At 64.0% G+C, this 18,722-nt stretch carries 13 protein-coding genes; 7 read left to right on the top strand and 6 right to left on the bottom strand.

What is annotated here, in order from left to right; translation table 11 throughout:
• Window positions 1-84: 84 nt before the first annotated feature.
• The 5 genes from betT to RQH86_RS11105 all read left to right on the top strand — a co-directional run bounded on the left by betT (window position 85) and on the right by RQH86_RS11105 (window position 7,291).
• Window positions 85-2,064 (top strand): choline BCCT transporter BetT, encoded by a 1,980-nt coding sequence (betT, locus tag RQH86_RS11125; RefSeq protein WP_055848216.1) that lies wholly within the window; start codon window positions 85-87, stop codon window positions 2,062-2,064.
• Between the two features lie 38 nt (window positions 2,065-2,102).
• The gene (gene betB / locus RQH86_RS11120; protein WP_311238558.1) at window positions 2,103-3,575 is read left to right on the top strand and encodes a betaine-aldehyde dehydrogenase; all 1,473 of its coding nucleotides are present in this window, start codon (window positions 2,103-2,105) and stop codon (window positions 3,573-3,575) included.
• Between the two features lie 148 nt (window positions 3,576-3,723).
• Entirely contained in the window at window positions 3,724-5,394 is a 1,671-nt protein-coding gene (gene betA / locus RQH86_RS11115; RefSeq protein WP_115514647.1) for a choline dehydrogenase, read from the top strand.
• A gap of 192 nt (window positions 5,395-5,586) precedes the next feature.
• Window positions 5,587-6,039: a MarR family winged helix-turn-helix transcriptional regulator gene (locus RQH86_RS11110; protein WP_311238559.1), complete on the top strand. Its 453-nt coding sequence runs from the start codon at window positions 5,587-5,589 to the stop codon at window positions 6,037-6,039.
• 58 nt (window positions 6,040-6,097) lie between these two features.
• Window positions 6,098-7,291 carry an FAD-dependent monooxygenase gene (locus RQH86_RS11105; RefSeq protein WP_311238560.1) on the top strand — a complete coding sequence of 398 codons (1,194 nt, stop codon included), beginning with the start codon at window positions 6,098-6,100 and terminating at the stop codon, window positions 7,289-7,291.
• Between the two features lie 213 nt (window positions 7,292-7,504).
• On the opposite strand, the gene RQH86_RS11100 is transcribed toward RQH86_RS11105, so the two are convergent.
• Window positions 7,505-10,384: a TonB-dependent receptor gene (locus RQH86_RS11100; RefSeq protein WP_311238561.1), complete on the bottom strand. Its 2,880-nt coding sequence runs from the start codon at window positions 10,382-10,384 to the stop codon at window positions 7,505-7,507.
• 271 nt (window positions 10,385-10,655) lie between these two features.
• On the opposite strand from RQH86_RS11100, the gene RQH86_RS11095 reads away from it, so the two are divergent.
• Entirely contained in the window at window positions 10,656-12,629 is a 1,974-nt protein-coding gene (locus tag RQH86_RS11095; RefSeq protein WP_311238562.1) for a transglycosylase SLT domain-containing protein, read from the top strand.
• Window positions 12,630-12,920: 291 nt separating this feature from the next.
• Here RQH86_RS11095 and RQH86_RS11090 read toward each other — a convergent pair whose 3' ends face one another.
• The 5 genes from RQH86_RS11090 to pssA all read right to left on the bottom strand — a co-directional run bounded on the left by RQH86_RS11090 (window position 12,921) and on the right by pssA (window position 18,006).
• Window positions 12,921-14,063, bottom strand: coding sequence for a pectate lyase (locus RQH86_RS11090; RefSeq protein WP_055848197.1), 1,143 nt, complete (start codon window positions 14,061-14,063; stop codon window positions 12,921-12,923).
• Window positions 14,064-14,305: 242 nt separating this feature from the next.
• A complete protein-coding gene (locus RQH86_RS11085; RefSeq protein ID WP_055848193.1) occupies window positions 14,306-15,439 on the bottom strand; it encodes a pectate lyase in 1,134 nt (377 codons plus the stop codon).
• Window positions 15,440-16,263: 824 nt separating this feature from the next.
• Complete coding sequence (gene rimI / locus RQH86_RS11080; RefSeq protein WP_311238563.1) at window positions 16,264-16,746, bottom strand: ribosomal protein S18-alanine N-acetyltransferase; 483 nt, start codon at window positions 16,744-16,746, stop codon at window positions 16,264-16,266.
• The gene (locus RQH86_RS11075) at window positions 16,743-17,222 is read right to left on the bottom strand and encodes an alanine acetyltransferase (protein ID WP_311238564.1); all 480 of its coding nucleotides are present in this window, start codon (window positions 17,220-17,222) and stop codon (window positions 16,743-16,745) included. The genes rimI and RQH86_RS11075 overlap by 4 nt, the downstream gene beginning before the upstream one ends.
• Before the next feature lie 10 nt (window positions 17,223-17,232).
• On the bottom strand, window positions 17,233-18,006 hold the full coding sequence (gene pssA / locus RQH86_RS11070) for a CDP-diacylglycerol--serine O-phosphatidyltransferase (protein ID WP_055848184.1): 774 nt from the start codon (window positions 18,004-18,006) through the stop codon (window positions 17,233-17,235).
• Window positions 18,007-18,128: 122 nt separating this feature from the next.
• Between pssA and RQH86_RS11065 the strand changes: the two genes are divergently transcribed.
• Entirely contained in the window at window positions 18,129-18,533 is a 405-nt protein-coding gene (locus RQH86_RS11065; RefSeq protein ID WP_115562885.1) for a DUF4124 domain-containing protein, read from the top strand.
• The last annotated feature ends 189 nt before the right edge of the window (window positions 18,534-18,722 follow it).

Below are 18,722 nucleotides of genomic sequence, written 5' to 3'. Positions count from 1 at the left end.
CCCCTAGACACCGCCTGTGCGATAACGCAGGCGGTTTTTCGTTGGGAGCACGTCACGTGATACGCATCCTATGAGTGCGTCGGTATGAGTGCAGTCGAACCGCAGCCGTTGCCGGTGCGCACCTTGCGGCCGGTGTTTTTGTTGGCGGCGACGGTGGTGTGCACATTCGCCTTGCTGGTTGCGCTGTTTCCGCTGGACGCAGGCCGCGTGCTGCTGGATGCGCAGACCTGGGCCTCGCGCAATGTCGGTTGGTACTACCTGCTGGCGATGACGCTGTATCTGGTGTTCGTGCTGGGCACTGCGCTCTCCAGTTACGGCAACATCAAGCTCGGCGCCGATCACGACGAACCGGAATTCAGCTATCTCTCCTGGGCCGGCATGTTGTTCGCGGCCGGTATCAGCATCACGCTGTTCTTCTTCTGCGTGTCCGAACCGCTGACCCATTATCTGCAGCCGCCCCAGGGTGGCACCGGCAGCGGTGAAGCATCCGCACGTCAGGCCATGCAGTTGCTGTTTCTGCATTGGGGCCTGCACGGCTGGGGCGTGTTCGCGCTGGCGGCCATGGCGCTGGCGTATTTCGCCTTTCGCCACAACCTGCCGCTGGCATTGCGCTCGGCGCTGTATCCACTGATCGGCAAGCGCATCAATGGGCCGATCGGCTACACCGTGGATGCGCTGGGCATCGTGGCGACGGTGTTCGGCATCGGTGCGGACATGGGCTTTGGCGTGCTGCATCTCAATGCCGGGCTGAGCACCTTGTTCGATGTGCCGCACACGCATTGGGTGCAGGTCGCACTGATCGTGGCGATGATGGGCGCGGCGATTGTGGTGGCAGTGTCCGGCGTCGAAAAAGGCGTGCGCTGGATGTCGGACATCAACATGCTGCTGGCGATCGCGCTGCTGTTGTTCATGCTGTTTGCCGGCCCAACGCAATACCTGCTCAATGCCTTGATGCAGAACCTGGGCGACTACCTGGGCAGCGTGGTCGGCAAGAGTTTCGACGTCTATGCCTATGGCGGCCGTGCCGACTGGCTGGGCAACTGGACGGTGTTCTACTGGGCGTGGTGGATCGGCTGGGCACCCTTCGTCGGCTTGTTCATCGCGCGCATCTCGCGCGGCCGCACCATTCGCGAATTCGTGCTGGGCGTGTTGCTGATCCCGCTGGGATTCACCCTGGCGTGGTTGTCGATCTTCGGCAATAGCGCGCTGGATCAGTTGCTGCACCATGGCCAGGGCGCATTGGCGCAACAGGCCATCGATGCGCCGCAGACGGTGCTGTACTCGCTGCTGCAAAACTACCCGTGGAGCCGCACCGTAATCACGGTGACGGTGGCGATCAGCTTCGTGTTCTTTGTCACCTCTGCCGACTCCGGCACCGTGGTGCTGTCCACGCTGTCCTCGCACGGCGGCGAGCCGCACGACGACGGCCCGCGCTGGCTGCGCGTGTTCTGGGGCGTGCTCACCGCCGTGGTCACTGCAGGTTTATTGCTGGCCGGTAGCATGGACGCGCTGAAATCGGCGGTGGTATTGGCATCGCTGCCGTTTTCTGCGGTGTTGCTGCTGATGGCGTGGGGCCTGTCGCGCGCGCTGAGCGAAGAATCGCAGCGCAAACGTGCGCAGCTCTACAGCCCCAGCCCGCTCATCGGGCAATCGCGTCATCACGGTGGCTGGCGCCAGCGCCTGGGCCAGGCGATGCACTTCCCGGCGCGCGATGAGGTCTACCGCTTCATGCACGACCAGGTGCGCCCGGCGATCGAAGCGGTGGCCGCACAGTTGCAGGAAGAAGGCTGGAAGGTCAGCAGCCGGGTCGACGACGGCGACATGGAAATCAGTGTCGATCACGGCGAACAACAAGGCTTCCGCTACCAGGTGGTGATGCGCGGATATCTGACTCCGTCGTTTGTGGCGCAGCGTTTCCGCAACCAGCGCTATTACCGCGCCGAAGTCTATCTGTACGAAGGCAGTCAGGACTACGACCTGGTCGGCTACAGCCGCGAACAAATCATCAACGACATCATCGATCAATACGAGCGTCATCTGCAGTTTTTGCACCTCACACGCTGAGTTGCGTCGCTGCGGCGACCGTCCCAAGGAGGTTTGTCATGCCACGTTTCCCCGACCAGCTGCTGTACATCGGCGGCCGATATGTTCCCGCCCGCGGCGGCCACACGTTCGAAGTAATCAACCCCGCCACCGGCGAAGTGCTGGCCAATGTGCACAACGCGGGCGCCGACGATCTGGACGCCGCGGTCGATAGCGCCAAGGCCGGCCAACGCGTGTGGGCGGCACTGACAACAGTGGAGCGCTCGCGCATCCTGCTGCGCGCGGTGGCATTGCTGCGCGAGCGCAACGACGCGCTGGCCGAGCTGGAGACGCTCAATACCGGCAAGCCGCTGAGCGAAACGCGCAGCGTGGACGTCGTCACCGGCGCCGACGTGCTGGAGTATTACGCCGGCGTATCGCAGGCGCTGCAAGGCGTGCAGGTGCCGTTGCGCGAAGGCAGCTTCTTTTACACGCGGCATGAGCCGCTGGGCGTGGTCGGCGCGATCGGTGCGTGGAATTACCCGATCCAGATCGCACTGTGGAAGGCCGCGCCCGCGCTGGCGGCTGGCAATGCAATGATCTTCAAACCCAGCGAGGTGACGCCGCTGACCGCACTCAAGCTGGCCGAAATCTTCACTGAGGCCGGCCTGCCCGATGGCGTGTTCAACGTGCTGCCCGGTGACGGCGCCAGCGTGGGTACCGCACTTACCGAACACCCGCAGATCGAAAAGATCAGCTTCACCGGCGGCACCGCCACTGGGCGCAAGGTAATGGCCAGCGCATCGAGTTCGTCACTGAAAGACGTGACCATGGAGCTGGGTGGCAAATCGCCGTTGATCGTGTGCGCCGATGCCGACCTGGATCTGGCCGCCGACATCGCGATGATGGCCAACTTCTACAGCTCCGGGCAGGTGTGTACCAACGGCACCCGCGTATTCGTGCCGCGTGCGCTGCGTACCGCCTTCGAAGCGCGGCTGCTGGCACGCGTGCAACGCATCCATATCGGCGACCCGCTCGATACGCACACGACGTTTGGCCCGATGGTCAGCGCCGCGCACATGCAGCGCGTGCTGGACTACATCGATCAGGGCAAGGCCGAAGGTGCGCGCCTGCTCTGCGGCGGCGAGCGGCTACGCGACGGCGCGCTGGCGCAGGGCTACTACGTGGCACCGACGATCTTCAGCGATTGCACCGACGTGATGGCGATCGTGCGCGAGGAAATCTTCGGGCCGGTACTGAGCCTGCTCACCTACGACGACGAAGACGAAGCGGTGACCCGTGCCAATGCCACCACGTACGGGTTGGCCGCCGGTGTTGTCACGCCCGATCTGGCGCGTGCGCACCGGCTGATCCATCGTCTGGAAGCGGGCATCTGCTGGATCAATACCTGGGGCGAGTCGCCTGCGCCAATGCCGGTGGGCGGTTACAAGCAGTCCGGCGTAGGGCGCGAAAATGGCTTGGCGACCCTGCAGGCGTATACGCGCACCAAGTCGATACAGGTCGAGCTGGAACGCTACGCATCGGTGTTTTAAGCGGCCTACGCCGCAACGCACGCGATCGATGGATGCGTGCGTTGCGCCCGACACACGCGCTGCGTGCACCGGCACGTTGCCGCGCACAGAACAGCGACTGCGCGGTGCCTTGACTGCCGCTGCATCGCACACGCATCAGGAGACCACCATGCAACGCGAATACGACTACATCATCATCGGCGCCGGCTCGGCAGGCAACGTGCTGGCTGCCCGTTTGACCGAAGACCCCGGCGTGACGGTGCTCTTGCTCGAAGCCGGCGGGCCGGATTACCGGCTGGATTTCCGTACCCAGATGCCGGCCGCACTCGCGTTTCCGCTGCAGGGCCGCCGCTACAACTGGGCCTATGAAACCGAGCCGGAGCCGCACATGGACAACCGGCGCATGGAATGCGGGCGCGGCAAAGGCCTGGGCGGTTCGTCGCTGATCAATGGCATGTGCTACATCCGCGGCAACGCGCTCGACTTCGACCACTGGGCCAAACGCCCGGGCCTGGAAGACTGGAGCTACCGCGACGTGTTGCCCTACTTCCGCAAGGCCGAGACGCGCGACATCGGCGCCAACGATTATCACGGCGGCGAAGGCCCGGTCAGCGTGGCCACGCCGAAGAACGACAACAACGTGCTGTTCCACGCGATGGTCGATGCCGGCGTGCAGGCAGGCTATCCGCGTACCGACGATCTCAATGGCTACCAGCAGGAAGGCTTCGGGCCGATGGATCGCACCGTGACGCCACAGGGCCGTCGTGCGAGCACGGCGCGCGGGTATCTGGACATGGCAAAGCCGCGCGATGGCCTGCACATCGTCACCCACGCCACCACCGATCGCATCCTGTTTGCCGGCAAGCGCGCGATCGGCGTGCACTATCTGGTCGGCAACAGCAGCGAGGGCATCGATGCGCATGCACGCCGCGAAGTGCTCGTCTGTGCCGGCGCCATCGCCTCACCACAGCTATTGCAGCGCTCCGGCGTCGGCGCACCGGATCTGCTGCGCGCACTCGACGTCCAGCTGGTCCACGACCTGCCCGGCGTCGGCCAGAATCTGCAGGATCATCTGGAGGTCTATATCCAGTACGCCTGCACCAAACCGGTGTCGTTGTATCCGGCGCTGCAATGGTGGAACCAGCCCGCGATTGGCGCCGAGTGGCTGTTTGCCGGCACCGGCACCGGCGCCAGCAATCAGTTCGAAGCCGGCGGCTTTATCCGCACGCGCGATGAGTTCGACTGGCCCAACATCCAGTACCACTTCCTGCCGGTGGCGATCAATTACAACGGCAGCAATGCGGTGAAGGAACATGGGTTTCAAGCGCATGTCGGCTCGATGCGCACGCCCAGCCGCGGGCACGTGCACGCCAAGTCGCGCGACCCGCGCCAGCATCCGTCCATCCTCTTCAACTACCAGTCCACCGATCAGGACTGGCAGGAATTTCGCGATGCGATCCGCATCACCCGCGAGATCATCGCGCAGCCCGCGCTGGACCCTTACCGCGGACGCGAGATTAGCCCCAGCGCCGATTGCAAGACCGACGCCGAACTGGACGCGTTCGTGCGCTCACGTGCAGAGACCGCGTATCACCCGTCGTGCTCGTGTGCGATGGGCACCGATGACATGGCCGTGGTGGATGGACAAGGCCGCGTGCATGGCATGGAAGGCCTGCGCGTCATCGATGCCTCGATCATGCCGCGCATCATCACCGGCAACCTCAACGCCACCACGATCATGATCGCCGAGAAGATCGCCGACCGCATGCGGGGACGTGCGCCGTTGGCGCGCAGTACGGCCGATTACTACATCGCTGGCGACGCGCCGGTGCGTCGATAACGATCGGCCACAAGCGAGTGCTGCGGATGCACGGGTGCGTTCTGACGCGTCGCGCATCCGCAGCCCATCGCAAGCATTGCGCCATCGTCGAAACAGGCGCCTTGCCATGACGGGCCAGCCACGCTGCCCCACCGCGCGACAGCCCCAGTCGCGCGGTGCCATCGCCCCACACGCGTGGGATATGCTTCGAGCATGAACTCGGACATCCACCCGGAAGCCGCCATCGCGCCCGGCTATCTGGCCAACCATGCCGCGCGCGTCTTCAATCGCAGTGTCGACGCGCGCCTGCGCGAACACGGGCTGACGCTTGCGCTGATTGCGCCGTTGCTGCTGCTGTCGTGGAAAGGCCCGATGCTGCAGCGGGACCTGGTGCGCCACTCCGCAGTGAAGCAGCCTGCGATGGTGGCGCTGCTGGACAAGCTTGAAGCGATGGCGCTGATTGCGCGCGAAGCGTTGTCCAGCGACAAACGCGCCGCCACCGTTCGGCTGACCGATGCCGGCCAAGACGCCGCTGCCACCGGGCGCACCGCGCTGCTTCACTTCAATGCCGTCGGCGTCTCGGGCTTTTCCAACGAAGAAGCCGCGCTGCTGACCGTTCTGCTTGGCCGACTGATCGACAATCTGGAAACCGCCGCAAGCGAATAGCATCACGCATGATATTTAAGTATCATGCATGATATACATTCGCTGCAGGAGCGGCACCATGTCCCGTCAGATTCTCATCAGTGGCGCAAGCGTCGCCGGGACCACTGCGGCATGGTGGCTCGATGCTTACGGAGTCGAGGTCGACGTCGTCGAACGCGCGCCGGCGTTTCGTGATGGCGGCCAGAACGTCGACGTGCGCGGCAATGCGCGCGAGGTGCTGCGCCGCATGGGACTGGAGGCGCGTGCATTCGAACGTAGCACCAAGGAACTCGGCACCGATTGGGTGGGCGAAGACAATCGCGTCATTGCGCGCTTCAAGGCAGACGAGTCCGACACCGACGGCGGGCCCACTGCCGATCTGGAAATCCGTCGCGGCGACCTCGCGCGCATCCTGTATGACGCCACCCGCGAGCGCGTGCCCTATCGCTTCGGCGACAGCATTTGCGACCTCGCCCAGGACCAGGACGGCGTCGACGTCACCTTCCACAGCGGCCACTCCGCACGCTACGACGCTGTCATCGTCGCCGAAGGCGTTGGTGCGCACACGCGTGAGCTGGTGTTTCCCGGCGAGAACGTGCCGTACTGGATGGACATGACCATTGCGTACTTCAGCATCCCCCGACTCCCGCACGACAGTGCCTATGCCAGGCAATACAACACGGTGGGTGGGCGCGGCGCGACGTTGAAGCCTGCCCTGGACGGCAAGCTGGGCGCCTATCTCGGCCTGCAGAAGCGGCCCGAGGGCGAGAATGCATGGAGCCTGGAGCGGCAACGGCACTACATGCAAGCGCAATTTGCCAACGACGGCTGGGAATTCCCGCGCATTCTCGAGGCGATGAAGGATGTCGACGATTTCTACTTCGAGGTATTGCGACAGGTGCGCATGCCGCGCTGGTCCGCTGGCCGGGTAGTGTTGACCGGCGATGCCGCGTGGTGCCCCACATCGCTGTCGGGCATCGGCACGACGCTGGCGATGGTGGGCAGCTATGTATTGGCGGGGGAACTTGCCCAGGCCAGCGCGCCTACGCAAGCGTTTACGCACTACGAACGGATCATGCGCCCGTTCGTCAAAGAGGGGCAGAACGTTCCCAAGATCGTCCCTCGTCTGCTCTGGCCGCACTCCACTGTCGGGCTGACGCTGTTGCGCGGCGCGATGCGCCTGGCAGGCACCCCGCTTGTCCGACGCGTCATCAACAACAGTTTTGCGCGCGATTCCAACAGCATCGCCTTGCCGGACTATCGGCCGGTATAGCCGCGCTGAAACAGTCGTTGTCGCCGATAGAAGAGAACGACTGCACGACAACGCGCCCGTGCTCCAGTGCGCCGCCGCGATACGCAGGCAACCGGCACCTGCGCATCACCTGCCATAACCATGCGGGGTGCGACGACGACGCCTCCGCATCGCCGCGATCACCCAATCAGCCTGCGTGGTTCTCACTGAAGAACCACGCAGCGTCCGGCCGCCCTAGAACTTCAAATCCACACGCGCATACCAGAAGCGCCCACCGGGAATGTCGTAAGTGGATGCGTCATAGCCGTTGAGTGAGCACGACAGGCAGAGCGGAGGATCTTTGTCGAACACGTTGTTCAAGCCAGCCGTGAGTTGCAGCCCCTTGAGCCAATCGACGCGATACCCCACCTGCGCATCGTGATAGGTGATCGCGTCCAGCCGATTGGTGCCCACGGCAGGATCGGAGCACACCGCAAATTCCACCGCATCGCCGCATTGCTCGGTGAGCTTGGAGATGTGGCGCGCCGTCCACGATGCGGTCCAGTGACCCAGCGACCAATCCAGCACGGCATTGCTGGTCCACTCGGGAATCGCACTGTCGACCACTTCGATACCTGGCCCCTGCGGCTGCCGCTGTCCAGCCGCACCCAGCGCTTCGTAACGGCCTACGAAGGTGTTTTGCCAGGACAACTTGAAGCGGCCAAGCGCGCTTTCCGGCAGCGTCCAGAACAGATCCACATCCCAACCATCGGTTTTGATCGAGCCCAGATTGGTCAGCCGGTTGTTGAAGGCGTTGATGCCGCCGGTGGACGCGCGGCCGATGCCATCGCAGTACAGCGCATCCAGCGTGTCCACGCACAGATCCAGCTGCGTCTGCGCATTGATGGCCTGGATCGCGCCGTCGACATGATGGCGATAGAACGTCACTTCCATGTCCAGCCGGTCGGACCAGCTGGCGTTGCTGGCAAAGCCCGGGCTGAACACAAAGCCGGCGCTGAAGCTGCGCGAGCGCTCCGGGTCCAGCTGCTCATTGCCGCCGGTGGTCACCGAGATCTGCTGGTTGGCCTGCTGGTAACCGCCCGGCACGCCGAGTGCGGCGCAGTTGGCCGCACTGCCGCGCGGGGCGGTGCCGCCCAGGCCGATCGAGCATGGATCGGATAGCTGCAAATCGGCGCGCGCGGCCGAACCGAACAGCTCGCCGATGGTCGGTGCACGGAAGCCTTCGGCGTAGCTGGTCCGCAACACCAACTCGTCGGTGACCTGCCAACGCAGGCCGTACTTGGGCGTGAATTCGCCGCCGAAGGTGGAGTAATCCGAATAGCGCCCGGCGATATTCAGATCGAGTTTGTCGCCCAACGACGAGTTGGCGAAGATTGGAATATTGAGTTCGAGATACGCCTCGTTGACGTCGTAGCTACCGGAGGTCGGCAACGACGGCACGCCGTTGTAGCGGCCGGCCACGGTGAGCGGATCGGGCTGATATGAGCCCTCGTACTTGCGGTATTCGTAGCCGCTGGCAAACGACACCGCGCCACCCGGCAGCTGGAACAATTCGCTGCTGAGGTTGGCGGTGAACAGGCTCAACTCGTTCTGGCTGCGGTCGCGCACCACCGGCTGGATCCAGCGCAGCATGTCCGGCGTGATGCTACCCGCCCCGCTGAAGATATCTAGCGGCACGCAGCCAGCCACCGCCGCGCATGCGGCCGGATCACCCAACGCCAGATTGATGTTGAACAGGTTGTAGCTGCCGTAGTTGGTCTGCTCGGCCTTGTTCTTGCTGTACATGCCGTTGACGTCCCAATACCAGGTGCGCGCGGCGGCTTCGAAGGTGCCCACCAGCCCGGTGCCGAAGTACTGCGTATCCACCTGCTGCTCGTAGCGACGCGGCCCGCCTTCCACCGGACGTCGGCCGATCTGGATCAGGTTGGTGGCCGAGTTCAGATCGAAGCCGAACGGATTGAACGGATTAAAGCCGGAAATCACGATGTTGTCGGCGAGCGGATTGCCGGTGCCGGCATCGGGGCCAAGAAAGATCGGCTCCGGCGCGGCCTGGTTGGTCGACTCGCGCCGATTGCCCAACGCCTTGACGTACCACTGCACGTCGTCATTGAAGTAATAGCGGAATTGCGCAAACACGCCCTTGCGCTCGGACGGTGTCAGCAGCAGGTTCTGTTCGGCGAAGTTGTAGCGGTCTGCGGTGCCGAAGCAATGGTAGTCGTCGCTGCGCGTGCAGCCCGCGCTGCCGTCGTATTGCGGCGTGCCGACGCCGGCATTGGGGGTGAGGTTCTGGCGCGCGCCGGTCGTGGGGTCGACGAACTGAAAGCGCCCATCCGGTGTGGCCGAGCTGCCGAAGGTCAGGCCGGTGCCCGGGATCGGGAAGCGTGCCTGTGCACGGTCGCGCGCATAGATCGGGTCCTGCTTGACGTAGCTGGCGCCTAAAAACAGGCTGAAATCCTCGCCGCTGGTGCCCCAGGCCAGATCCACGCCCTGGTTGGCGCCATCGCCCTTGCCATACTGGCCGTAGTTGAGCGTGACCTGCGCACCGTCGAAGCTGCGCCGGGTGATGATGTTGACCACACCGGCAATCGCATCGGAACCGTATAACGACGAGGCGCCGTCTTCGAGCACTTCGATGCGTTCGACGATCGCCAGCGGAATGGTATTGAGGTCGGTCGACGAGCCCACGCCGGAGGCAGACGACTCGTTGACCCAGCGGATGCCATCGACCAGCACCAGCACGCGCTTGGAGCCGAGGTGGCGCAGATCCACCTGCGCCGAACCCGCGCCCACGCCGCCGCCGTCGGGCGGAAAGCCGAAATTGCCGGACGAATTGAACTTGGCGTTGAGCGCCGAACCGGACGCGGTGAGTTCCTGCAGCACTTCGCCGATCGAAGTCAGGCCGGTGCGTTCGATGTCGGCGCGGTTGAGCGTCTGGATCGGCACCTGGCCTTGCAGCTCGGCAGTCCTGATGCGGGTGCCGGTGACTTGCACGCTATCGAGCGTGCGCGTACCGGGGGCGGCCTCGGGCTGTTGCGCCCAGGCCAGCGTGGGAATCAGACACAACGACAACTGCACGGCCAGGCATGACCGAGACGGGCCAATCAGACGCTTCATCCTTTCTCTCTCCAGAAGGATCTTTAAGTGTCCGCACGCCCCCGTGCCCTGCGGTCCGGCCCAAGTTGTAAACGAAACCTTAACGCACCGCAATCTGGCGGTGCAGCACTGCGATGCGCGTCGCAGTGCATGGTGTGAGCGCAGATGCCGATAGAAACGCGCAAGCGCATGGTCCAGACGACGAACGCACAGCGGCATCGATAGGCCGCATGCTGTCAGGCGCGATGCGTATTCACTCAAGCGCTCAGGCGTGCTTCGGTATAGTCGCGCGATGACTTATTTCCCGCGTCTTGCCACTGTTTTCGTCGGCCTGTTGTGCCTTGGCAGCACTGCGCTGCATGCGCAAAGCCTGGATCCGCAATTGACTGCCATGCGCGATGCAATCGCCGCCGCAGAGCGCGGCCAATCCGATCCCGCCCAGCTCTCTGCATTGAGCCGCCATCCGCTGTACGGCTGGCTGGAGTACGCCACGCTCAAGCGCAACATCGACAACGTCTCCAACGCGCAGGCGCAGGGATTCTTGCAGCGCTACGCGGGCCAGCCAGTGGCCGAGAGTTTCCGTAGCACCTGGTTGCCGGCGATCGCGCGGCACCAGGACTGGACCACGTTGCTGGCCAACTGGAAGACCACCGAGAACGTAGGGCTGCGCTGCGCGCAGCTGACCGCGCGCCAGGCCACCGGCAAGCTGGACGCACAGTGGAGCCGCGATGCGCTCACCCTGTGGCGCAACGGCAAGGCGTTGCCGGATGCGTGCGAGCCGGTGGTGGCGGGGCTGGAGTCGCGCGGCGAACTCACCCCGGCACTGCGCTGGGAGCGGGTGGAAGCCGCTGCCGATGCGCAGCTGCCTGCAGTGATGCGTGCGGCGGCGCGTGGCTTGCCGGCAGCTGATCTGGCACTGGCCACCGATTACGCTGCCTTTCTCGACAAGGTCCACCCGCGTGCACTGGGTTGGCCAAAGACCGAGCGCAGCCGCAACATCGCCGTCGATGGCCTGGCCAAGCTGGCCAAGACCGACCCGGATGCCGCCGAGCAACAGTTGCCGCAGCTCGCCAGCGCGTTGGGTTTCAGCGACGCGCAGCGCGGGCAGGTGCTGTATCAGATTGCGTTGTGGACGGTGGCGTCCTACCTGCCGGATTCGGCGCGCAGGCTCAACGCGGTGCCCGATGCGGCCTACGACGAGCGCCTGCACGAATGGCGCGCGCGCGAGGCAATGTCGCGCGGCGATTGGCCTGCGGCCTTGGCCGCCATCCGCAAGATGCCGGCCAGCCAGCGCGCCGATTCGCGCTGGCAGTATTTCGAAGCGCGCCTCACCGAGAAGACCGGTTCGGCGGCGGCAGCACAGCCGTTGTATCGCGCGGCGGCACAGTCGCCCACCTTCCACGGCTTCCTGGCCGCCGACCGCCTGCAGCAGCCGTATCGGCTATGCCCATGGGAGCCCAAGGACAGCCCGCAGGCCAAGGCCGCGGTGGCGCGCGACCCGGCATTGACCCGTGCAATTGCGTTGTTCCAGATCGATCGCCCCGGCTGGGCGGTGGCGGAGTGGAACGATGCCGCCAGCCGCCTCGACGACACCCAGCGCCGCCTGGCGGTGGAGGTAGCCAGCGACAACGGCTGGTTCGACCGCGCGGTGTTTGCGCTTGGCAAACAACCGGACGAGCAACGGCTGTACGCGCTGCGCTTCCCGTTGCATCACGATGAGAGCATTCGCCGCGAAGCGGCCAAAAACGCCATCGATCCGGCATGGGTCGCTGCAGAGATCCGCGCCGAAAGCATCTTCAATCCACGTGCGCGTTCGCCGGCCAATGCGATGGGCCTGATGCAGGTCTTGCCCGGCACCGGCGCGGCAGTGGCCAAGGGCATCGCCCTGCCCGGCTACGCGGGTGCCGCCAGTCTGTACGAGCCGGACACCAACATCGCCATCGGCACCGCGTACCTGCGCCAGTTGCTCAACACCTGTGGCCTGCCGTATCTCACCATCGCCGCGTACAACGCCGGACCCGGCCCGACCGGCCGCTGGCAATCGCAACGGCCGGGCTTCGAACCGGACTTCTGGATCGAGACCATCAGCTACAAGGAAACCCGCGAGTACGTTGCGCGCGTCCTGGCCTTCAGCGTGATCTACGACTGGCGCCTCAACGGCGACATGCTGCCGCTGAGCGACCGACTGATGGGCAAGCTGGTGGACAAGCGTCAAAAGCCGGTGTGCACGCCGGGCCAGAGCGCGAACAACGCAGCGCAGGACTGAATGCACTTTTGCCGACGCGTGCTGCCGCTTGCTGCGGCGGGCGCGGCTGCGCCGTTGCGTCTGTTCTCGGCCATGGATTAGTTGAAGTGCGATGCGCGGGCCGCATCGCGAATCGGTCTTTGGACGCGTGACGGCAGCGTGCTATCGCGTCTTGGCTTCGCTGACGATCCCTAAGCAGGGCATCCAGACCTCGATCAGCACATCGTGCAAACGCACAACGCCCGCATCGCTGCGGGCGTTGTGTGATGACGAACAGTGCTGCAACCCTTGCAGCGCTGCGTGCCGCAGCAGTTACAGCTTGCCTGCGCCGGCCTTAGCCTTGACGTCCGCAGCCACCTTGTTGGCAGACAGCAGATTGTAGGTGTACGGCGGCTTCCAGCCGATGTTGCTGTTCCAGGAACAGCTCAATGCCTTGCCGTTGAGCAACGACCCCTGGTCGCGGTACACGCTGCCCTTGTAATCGCCGGCGATCTTGTCGCAACTGCTCACACCGCTGATGTCGAAGGCATTGTTCTCGGAGAAGATCTTCGATTCCTTGCCCACGCCATGCGCGTGCGAGAACGGGTAGACCTTATTGCTGGTGCTGCCCACGTGGTAGTTGTTGTACAGATGCACCTGGCCGAAACGTACCCGCGGTGCACGCGCGGAGATGTTCTCGAACAAGGTGTTGTGGATGGTCACCTTGAGCTTGCCGCTGTCGGTGCTGGAGGCGCTGTCGCTGGAGCCGATCAGGCTGTTCTTCTCGTGCGACTTGAAGGCCGAGTACGAAATGGTCACGAAGTTCGCGCCCTTCTTGACGTCCATCGCGCCGTCATGATGCTGCTTGGGACGACCATTGGCAGTGCCGTTCTGATCGTCGGTGCGGCGACCATCGGTAAAGGTCACGTGGTCCACCCACACGTTGGTGGCGCCTTCCACGGTCAAACCGTCGTACTCGGCATTCCAGTTGCCGTTGTCGCCATCGTCGGCATCCCACTTCGGTTCCGGATCCCACGGATTTTCGATGGTGAGGTTGCGCACGATGACGTCGTTGGCCTTGATGTAGAAATAGCCTTCGCGGATTTCTGCGTTGGTGCCGACACCGATCAAGGTGGTCTTGGTCGGCACATCCAGACGCGCACGCGTCTTCATGTCCGAGGTCTTGGTGTAGGCCTTGCCTTCGCTGATGTCGATGACACCCTTGACCTTGATGATGCGCCCATTGCTGCCAGCGCTGGCCTTCAGTGCGGCCTTCAATTGTGCTGCGTTGCTGACGGTATAGATATTCGCTGCCGCCGCCTTGGAACCGCCTTTTGTGCCGCCGTTCTGGGTGGCCCAGCCGGTGGTGGCAACCTCCAGCGCAGGGTCGGCTGCGTAAGCGGTGGTCGACAACAACGCGGCGCTCAATACAACGCCCACAACGGTACGTCCCACAACAGTCGATGCGTTCGACATGGTGATGAAATCTCTTGAATGAGTGATGCATGACACGCCGCTACGCGACGTGTTCCCCGTGCGTTCGCCCAGGCCAACAGGCCAGTCCCCTAGCGAACCCGACCGATGCTAATGCTTATGTACATTATTTAAAAGTACATTTTCATCATGTTGCACCTGCGTTTTTGGAATGACCGCGAGCCACGCGCAGCGCACGTTTTCGTGCACTGCGCGTGGCAACGCTTTGCAGCAGGTGCTGTCGCTTACAGCTTGCCGGCGCCGGCTTTTGCCTTGACGTCCGCAGCCACCTTGTCGGCCGACAGCAGGCTGTAGGTGTATGGCGGAGTCCAACCGATATTGCTGTTCCAGGAGCAGCTCAAGGCCTTGCCATTGAGTAGCGAGCCCTGGTCGCGATACACGCTGCCGCCGTAGTCGGCAGCGATCTTGTCGCAGCTGCTCACACCACTGATGTCGAACACGTTGCGCTCGGAAAAGATCTTCGATTCCTTGCCCACGCCATGCGCGTGCGAGAACGGGTAGACCTTATTGCTGGTACTGCCCACGTGGTAGTTGTTGTACAGATGCACCTGGCCGAAACGCACCCGCGGTGCACGCGCGGCAATGTCCTGGAACAGGGTGTTGTGGATGGTGACCTTGAGCTTGCCGCTGTCCAAGCTTGAATGACTGTCGCTGGAACCGATCAGGCCGTTCTTCTCATGCGACTTGAACGCCGAGTAGGAAACGGTGACGAAGTTGGCACCGCGCTTGATGTCCAACGCGCCGTCGTGATGCTGCTTGGGGCGGCCGTTGCCGGTGCCGTTCTGATCATCGGTGCGGCGACCATCGGTGAAGGTCACGTGGTCCACCCATACGTTGGTAGCGCCTTCCACGGTCAGGCCGTCGTACTCGGCATTCCAGTTACCGGCGCTGCCGTCATCCGGATCCCAGACCGGCTCCGGGTCCCATGGATTTTCGATGGTGAGGTTGCGGATGATGACGTCGTTGGCCTTGACGTACATGTAGCCTTCGCGGATTTCGGCATTGCTGGTGATGCCGATCAGCGTGGTCTTGGTCGGGATATCCAGACGCGCGCGCGCCTTCATGTCCGAGGTCTTGGTGTAAGGCTTGCCTTCGCTGATATCGATGATGCCGCTGATCTTGATGATGCGTCCGTTGCTGCCCACGCTGGCCTTCAGCGCGTTCTTCAACTCGGCAGCATTCTTGACGGTGTAGATGTTGGCAGCGGCAGCTTTCGAGCCGCCCTTGGTACCGCCGTTCTGCGTCGCCCACCCGGTGGTCGCCGCTTCCAGCGCAGGATCGGCGCTTGCAACGCCGGTGAGCAGCAACGACCCGACAAACAGCGACGCGGCGGCCGCCGTCGAAAATTTCGGCTTCATCTTGATGTCTCCCTCGAATGGGTTCGATGCGCCGCGCGGCGGCACATTCCTCGTCTATCGACTGCGGAACGTACTTTTCATCTCTGTAATTTTCAGCTCCGCGACACGGATACTAGGAGCATCGCAATCGCTTGTATCTAAGCAATGCCTCGATGTGCACGCGCAGTCACGCAAACGGTTGCGAGACACCAAAGAGAAGACAAAGCGCTGTAATCAAGACACGCAGAGACAGCGCCAGGGACACTGCAGCGCAGCATTCTGCGTGTCGCATTGCAGTTGGACATGCCTTCAACACACCATGCTGCTGCGATCACATGGGAGTGTTTTTTCGCAACGAAAGCATCCATTGCAACGTGCTGACTGGATAGCGCGTGCAAGACGCACATGCGCTTGATGCGTCGGCACGCACGCAATCCAGCAAGCGGGAACCGACACGAACGTGCGAGGTGCGGTGCACAATCGCCGAGCGCACGTAGAACAGGCATGACGCAGGCGATCAACTGAGCGATACATCTGCATACATGCACTGCGCGATGCGAGCCGTGCGCAAGACATCGTGATCCAAGACAAAGCGTCAATCGATGGCGCTATTGGCGTTGCTGTATGTTCAAGAGCACACGCCACGTGGCGCTGGTTGCGCACACAGTCAACACGTACGCGTGCATCTTGCAGACGTTATCGGCTATCAACAGCAGCCTGTGCGCAAGCAAGCCCATTTTTCTCATGCGCGCATCCATCCACGCACGCACAACGCCATGCGCGCGATCGTTATCTGCAATCGATTCGATGATGGGCAGCCCGCAAAGGCGAGGCTGCCGCAGCGCTCAGGAAAACCCTTCGAAGAACAACTCGATCGCCATCACCAACGCATCTTCGCGTCCGGTATTGGAGGGGTAGTAACGCGGGCGCCGCCCGATCTCGTTGAAGCCTTCGGAGTGATACAGCGCAATCGCCGAAGGATTGGACGGGCGTACTTCCAGAAATGCACGTCGCGCGCCGCGGTCGCAGGCACCCTTGATCAAGGCGCGCAACAACACGCGCCCGTGTCCTTGCGATTGCGCTTCCGGCGCGATGCAGACGTTGAGGACATGCGCCTCGTCGACGGCGATGCTGATGATGCCGTAACCGATGACCTGGCCGCCCTGCTCCATCACCCACCCCGGGTAGCCCGCCTGCAAACAATCGCGAAAGATGCTGCGCGTCCACGGGAACGGATAGGCACGTTGCTCGATTTCCATCACCGCGTCCAGATCGCTTTCGCGCATGGCACGCAGTGGCGCGGGCAGCGGCGCGTTCATTGCGCTCACGCCGGGTCCTGATGGCGACGCAGCGCGCGCAGCTGCGGCCACAGCGCACGCTTGGCGGCCGGATTGCCACGCAAGTCGGCTAGCGGCCAGGAGGCCATCAAGGCTTGCGTCGAAGGGTCGCCCGGGTTGCAACCGGACGCGCGCAGCAACGCCATCTGCAAACGGTCGGGCAGACCAACGCGGCCACGCCGTTGCGGCGCAGCTGCCGAACGTGCAGCTGCCGAATGTGCATCAGACGCACGCGACTCGGCCGGCGCAGTCGGCGCCGAGCGACGCGCCGCCGGTACAGCAGCCGGAGCCGCTTGCGCGACACGCGGTGCACGCACTGGCGCAGACACCGGTGCGTGGTCGACCACCTCAACAGGCGCAGGCAAGGCATCGGCTGTGTCGCGATCCAGATACACGGTGTGCCCCATTGCCTGCAGGCACGACACCTGCAGGTCCGACCACACCGGTTCGTGCGCAGGCTCGCTCATGGACGCCGGCTCATGGAAGCTCGGGGACACGCCGCCAACGCCGCCACAGCCACATCATCGGGCCGGACAACGCATACAGCACGCCGATCACCAGCAGCGACCGCGCAAGGTCGATCACCAACAGCGCGATCACCACCGTGGCAACCGCCAGTGCCAGAAACGGCACGCGGTCGGCACGCGGGCCACGCGCGCCGCCCTTGAAGCTCCAGAAGCGGATCCGGCTGACCATCAACAGCGCCGACACCACCGTGACCGCCAGCGCCACGTAGCGCAGCTGCTCGCCGTCGAAGCCCAGGCTGTCGTCGGCGAACGCCCATACGAAGGACATCATCAGCCCAGCCGCCGCCGGGCTGGCCAGACCAATGAACCAGCGCTTGTCGACCACGCCGACCTGGGTGTTGAAGCGCGCCAGCCGCAGCGCCGCGCAGGCCGCATACAGGAAGGCGGCCGACCAGCCGACCCGTCCCATTACGTTGCTGTCGTACTTCAGCGCCGACAGCGACCAGTGATACATCACCAGTGCCGGGGCCATGCCGAAGCTGACCAGATCGGCCAGCGAGTCGTACTGCACGCCGAATTCGCTGCTGGTATTGGTCAGGCGCGCAACCCGGCCGTCCAACCCGTCCATCACCGCCGCCACGAACACCGCCATTGCCGCCTGGACGAACTGACCATTGGCGGCGGCGATGATGGCGTAGAAACCGGAAAACAACCCGGCGGTGGTGAACAGGTTCGGCAGCAGGTAAATCGTGCGCGAGCGCGGGGGCGGTCTCATTTCATCCATCCGACAAGTGTAGGGCCTGAGGTCCGTCCGGCGGTAGCGCGCCCGTATCCCGCGGCGCGCTCACTTGCCAGCGCGGGCCGTGGATGCTGCAATCGCGGCGGGAATCATCCAGGGGAAGCCACATGCACCTGTCGTCCGGGCTTTGCGCCCTGTTGCTGCTGGTCAGCGCCGCTGCAGGCGCTACCGATCTGTATAAGTGGAAGGACGCCAAGGGCGTGACCCACTACACCGAAACCCCGCCGCCGACCGGCCAGCGCTACGAATCGCGCCGGATCGACGCGCGCAGCGGCACTGCGGCCATCGCCGCGCCAGAGACCGCCACCCCGGAATCGGCCGACTGCCTCACCGCACGCCGCAACCTGGAGCTGCTCAGCGGCAAGGGCGAGGTCACCATGGGCGCCGGCACCGACGGCAAGCCCGGCACGGCGCTGGACCCGGACGCCCGCGCCGCGCAGCGCAATCTGGCCGAAGCCGCCGCCAAGGCCTATTGCAAGCCGGCAGCGACTGGCGGCGGCCCGGCCACCTGAGTTCGAGCTGGACAGCGTGAGCGGCCGTCACCCCGCTGGGCAGTGACAAAACGCACCGCGGCGGTGGCGCAGTGCGTTTCGAAGGCGGCACGACCTCGCTTCCAGGACTGTGGTCGGGCTCACACCGCAGGCCGACGATCCGGCGTTACGACCGCCTGACCAGGCAAGCCGAACGCATCCATCCCCCGC

Source organism: Xanthomonas sp. WCS2018Noco2-27 (genome assembly GCF_031843525.1).
Classification (GTDB): Bacteria; Pseudomonadota; Gammaproteobacteria; order Xanthomonadales; family Xanthomonadaceae; genus Xanthomonas.
The sequence above is the reverse complement of the archived record's forward strand: the minus strand, read 5'-3'. Positions and strand labels throughout refer to the sequence as shown.

Coding starts and splice junctions, on each gene's coding strand:
- RQH86_RS11105 (WP_311238560.1), top strand. CDS start 6,098: ATGTCCCGTCAGATTCTCATCAGTGGCGCAAGCGTCGCCGGGACCACT.
- RQH86_RS11075 (WP_311238564.1), bottom strand. CDS start 17,222: ATGAGCGAGCCTGCGCACGAACCGGTGTGGTCGGACCTGCAGGTGTCG.
- betA (WP_115514647.1), top strand. CDS start 3,724: ATGCAACGCGAATACGACTACATCATCATCGGCGCCGGCTCGGCAGGC.
- RQH86_RS11110 (WP_311238559.1), top strand. CDS start 5,587: ATGAACTCGGACATCCACCCGGAAGCCGCCATCGCGCCCGGCTATCTG.
- RQH86_RS11065 (WP_115562885.1), top strand. CDS start 18,129: ATGCACCTGTCGTCCGGGCTTTGCGCCCTGTTGCTGCTGGTCAGCGCC.
- RQH86_RS11090 (WP_055848197.1), bottom strand. CDS start 14,063: ATGTCGAACGCATCGACTGTTGTGGGACGTACCGTTGTGGGCGTTGTA.
- betB (WP_311238558.1), top strand. CDS start 2,103: ATGCCACGTTTCCCCGACCAGCTGCTGTACATCGGCGGCCGATATGTT.
- betT (WP_055848216.1), top strand. CDS start 85: ATGAGTGCAGTCGAACCGCAGCCGTTGCCGGTGCGCACCTTGCGGCCG.
- pssA (WP_055848184.1), bottom strand. CDS start 18,006: ATGGATGAAATGAGACCGCCCCCGCGCTCGCGCACGATTTACCTGCTG.
- RQH86_RS11085 (WP_055848193.1), bottom strand. CDS start 15,439: ATGAAGCCGAAATTTTCGACGGCGGCCGCCGCGTCGCTGTTTGTCGGG.
- RQH86_RS11100 (WP_311238561.1), bottom strand. CDS start 10,384: ATGAAGCGTCTGATTGGCCCGTCTCGGTCATGCCTGGCCGTGCAGTTG.
- RQH86_RS11095 (WP_311238562.1), top strand. CDS start 10,656: ATGACTTATTTCCCGCGTCTTGCCACTGTTTTCGTCGGCCTGTTGTGC.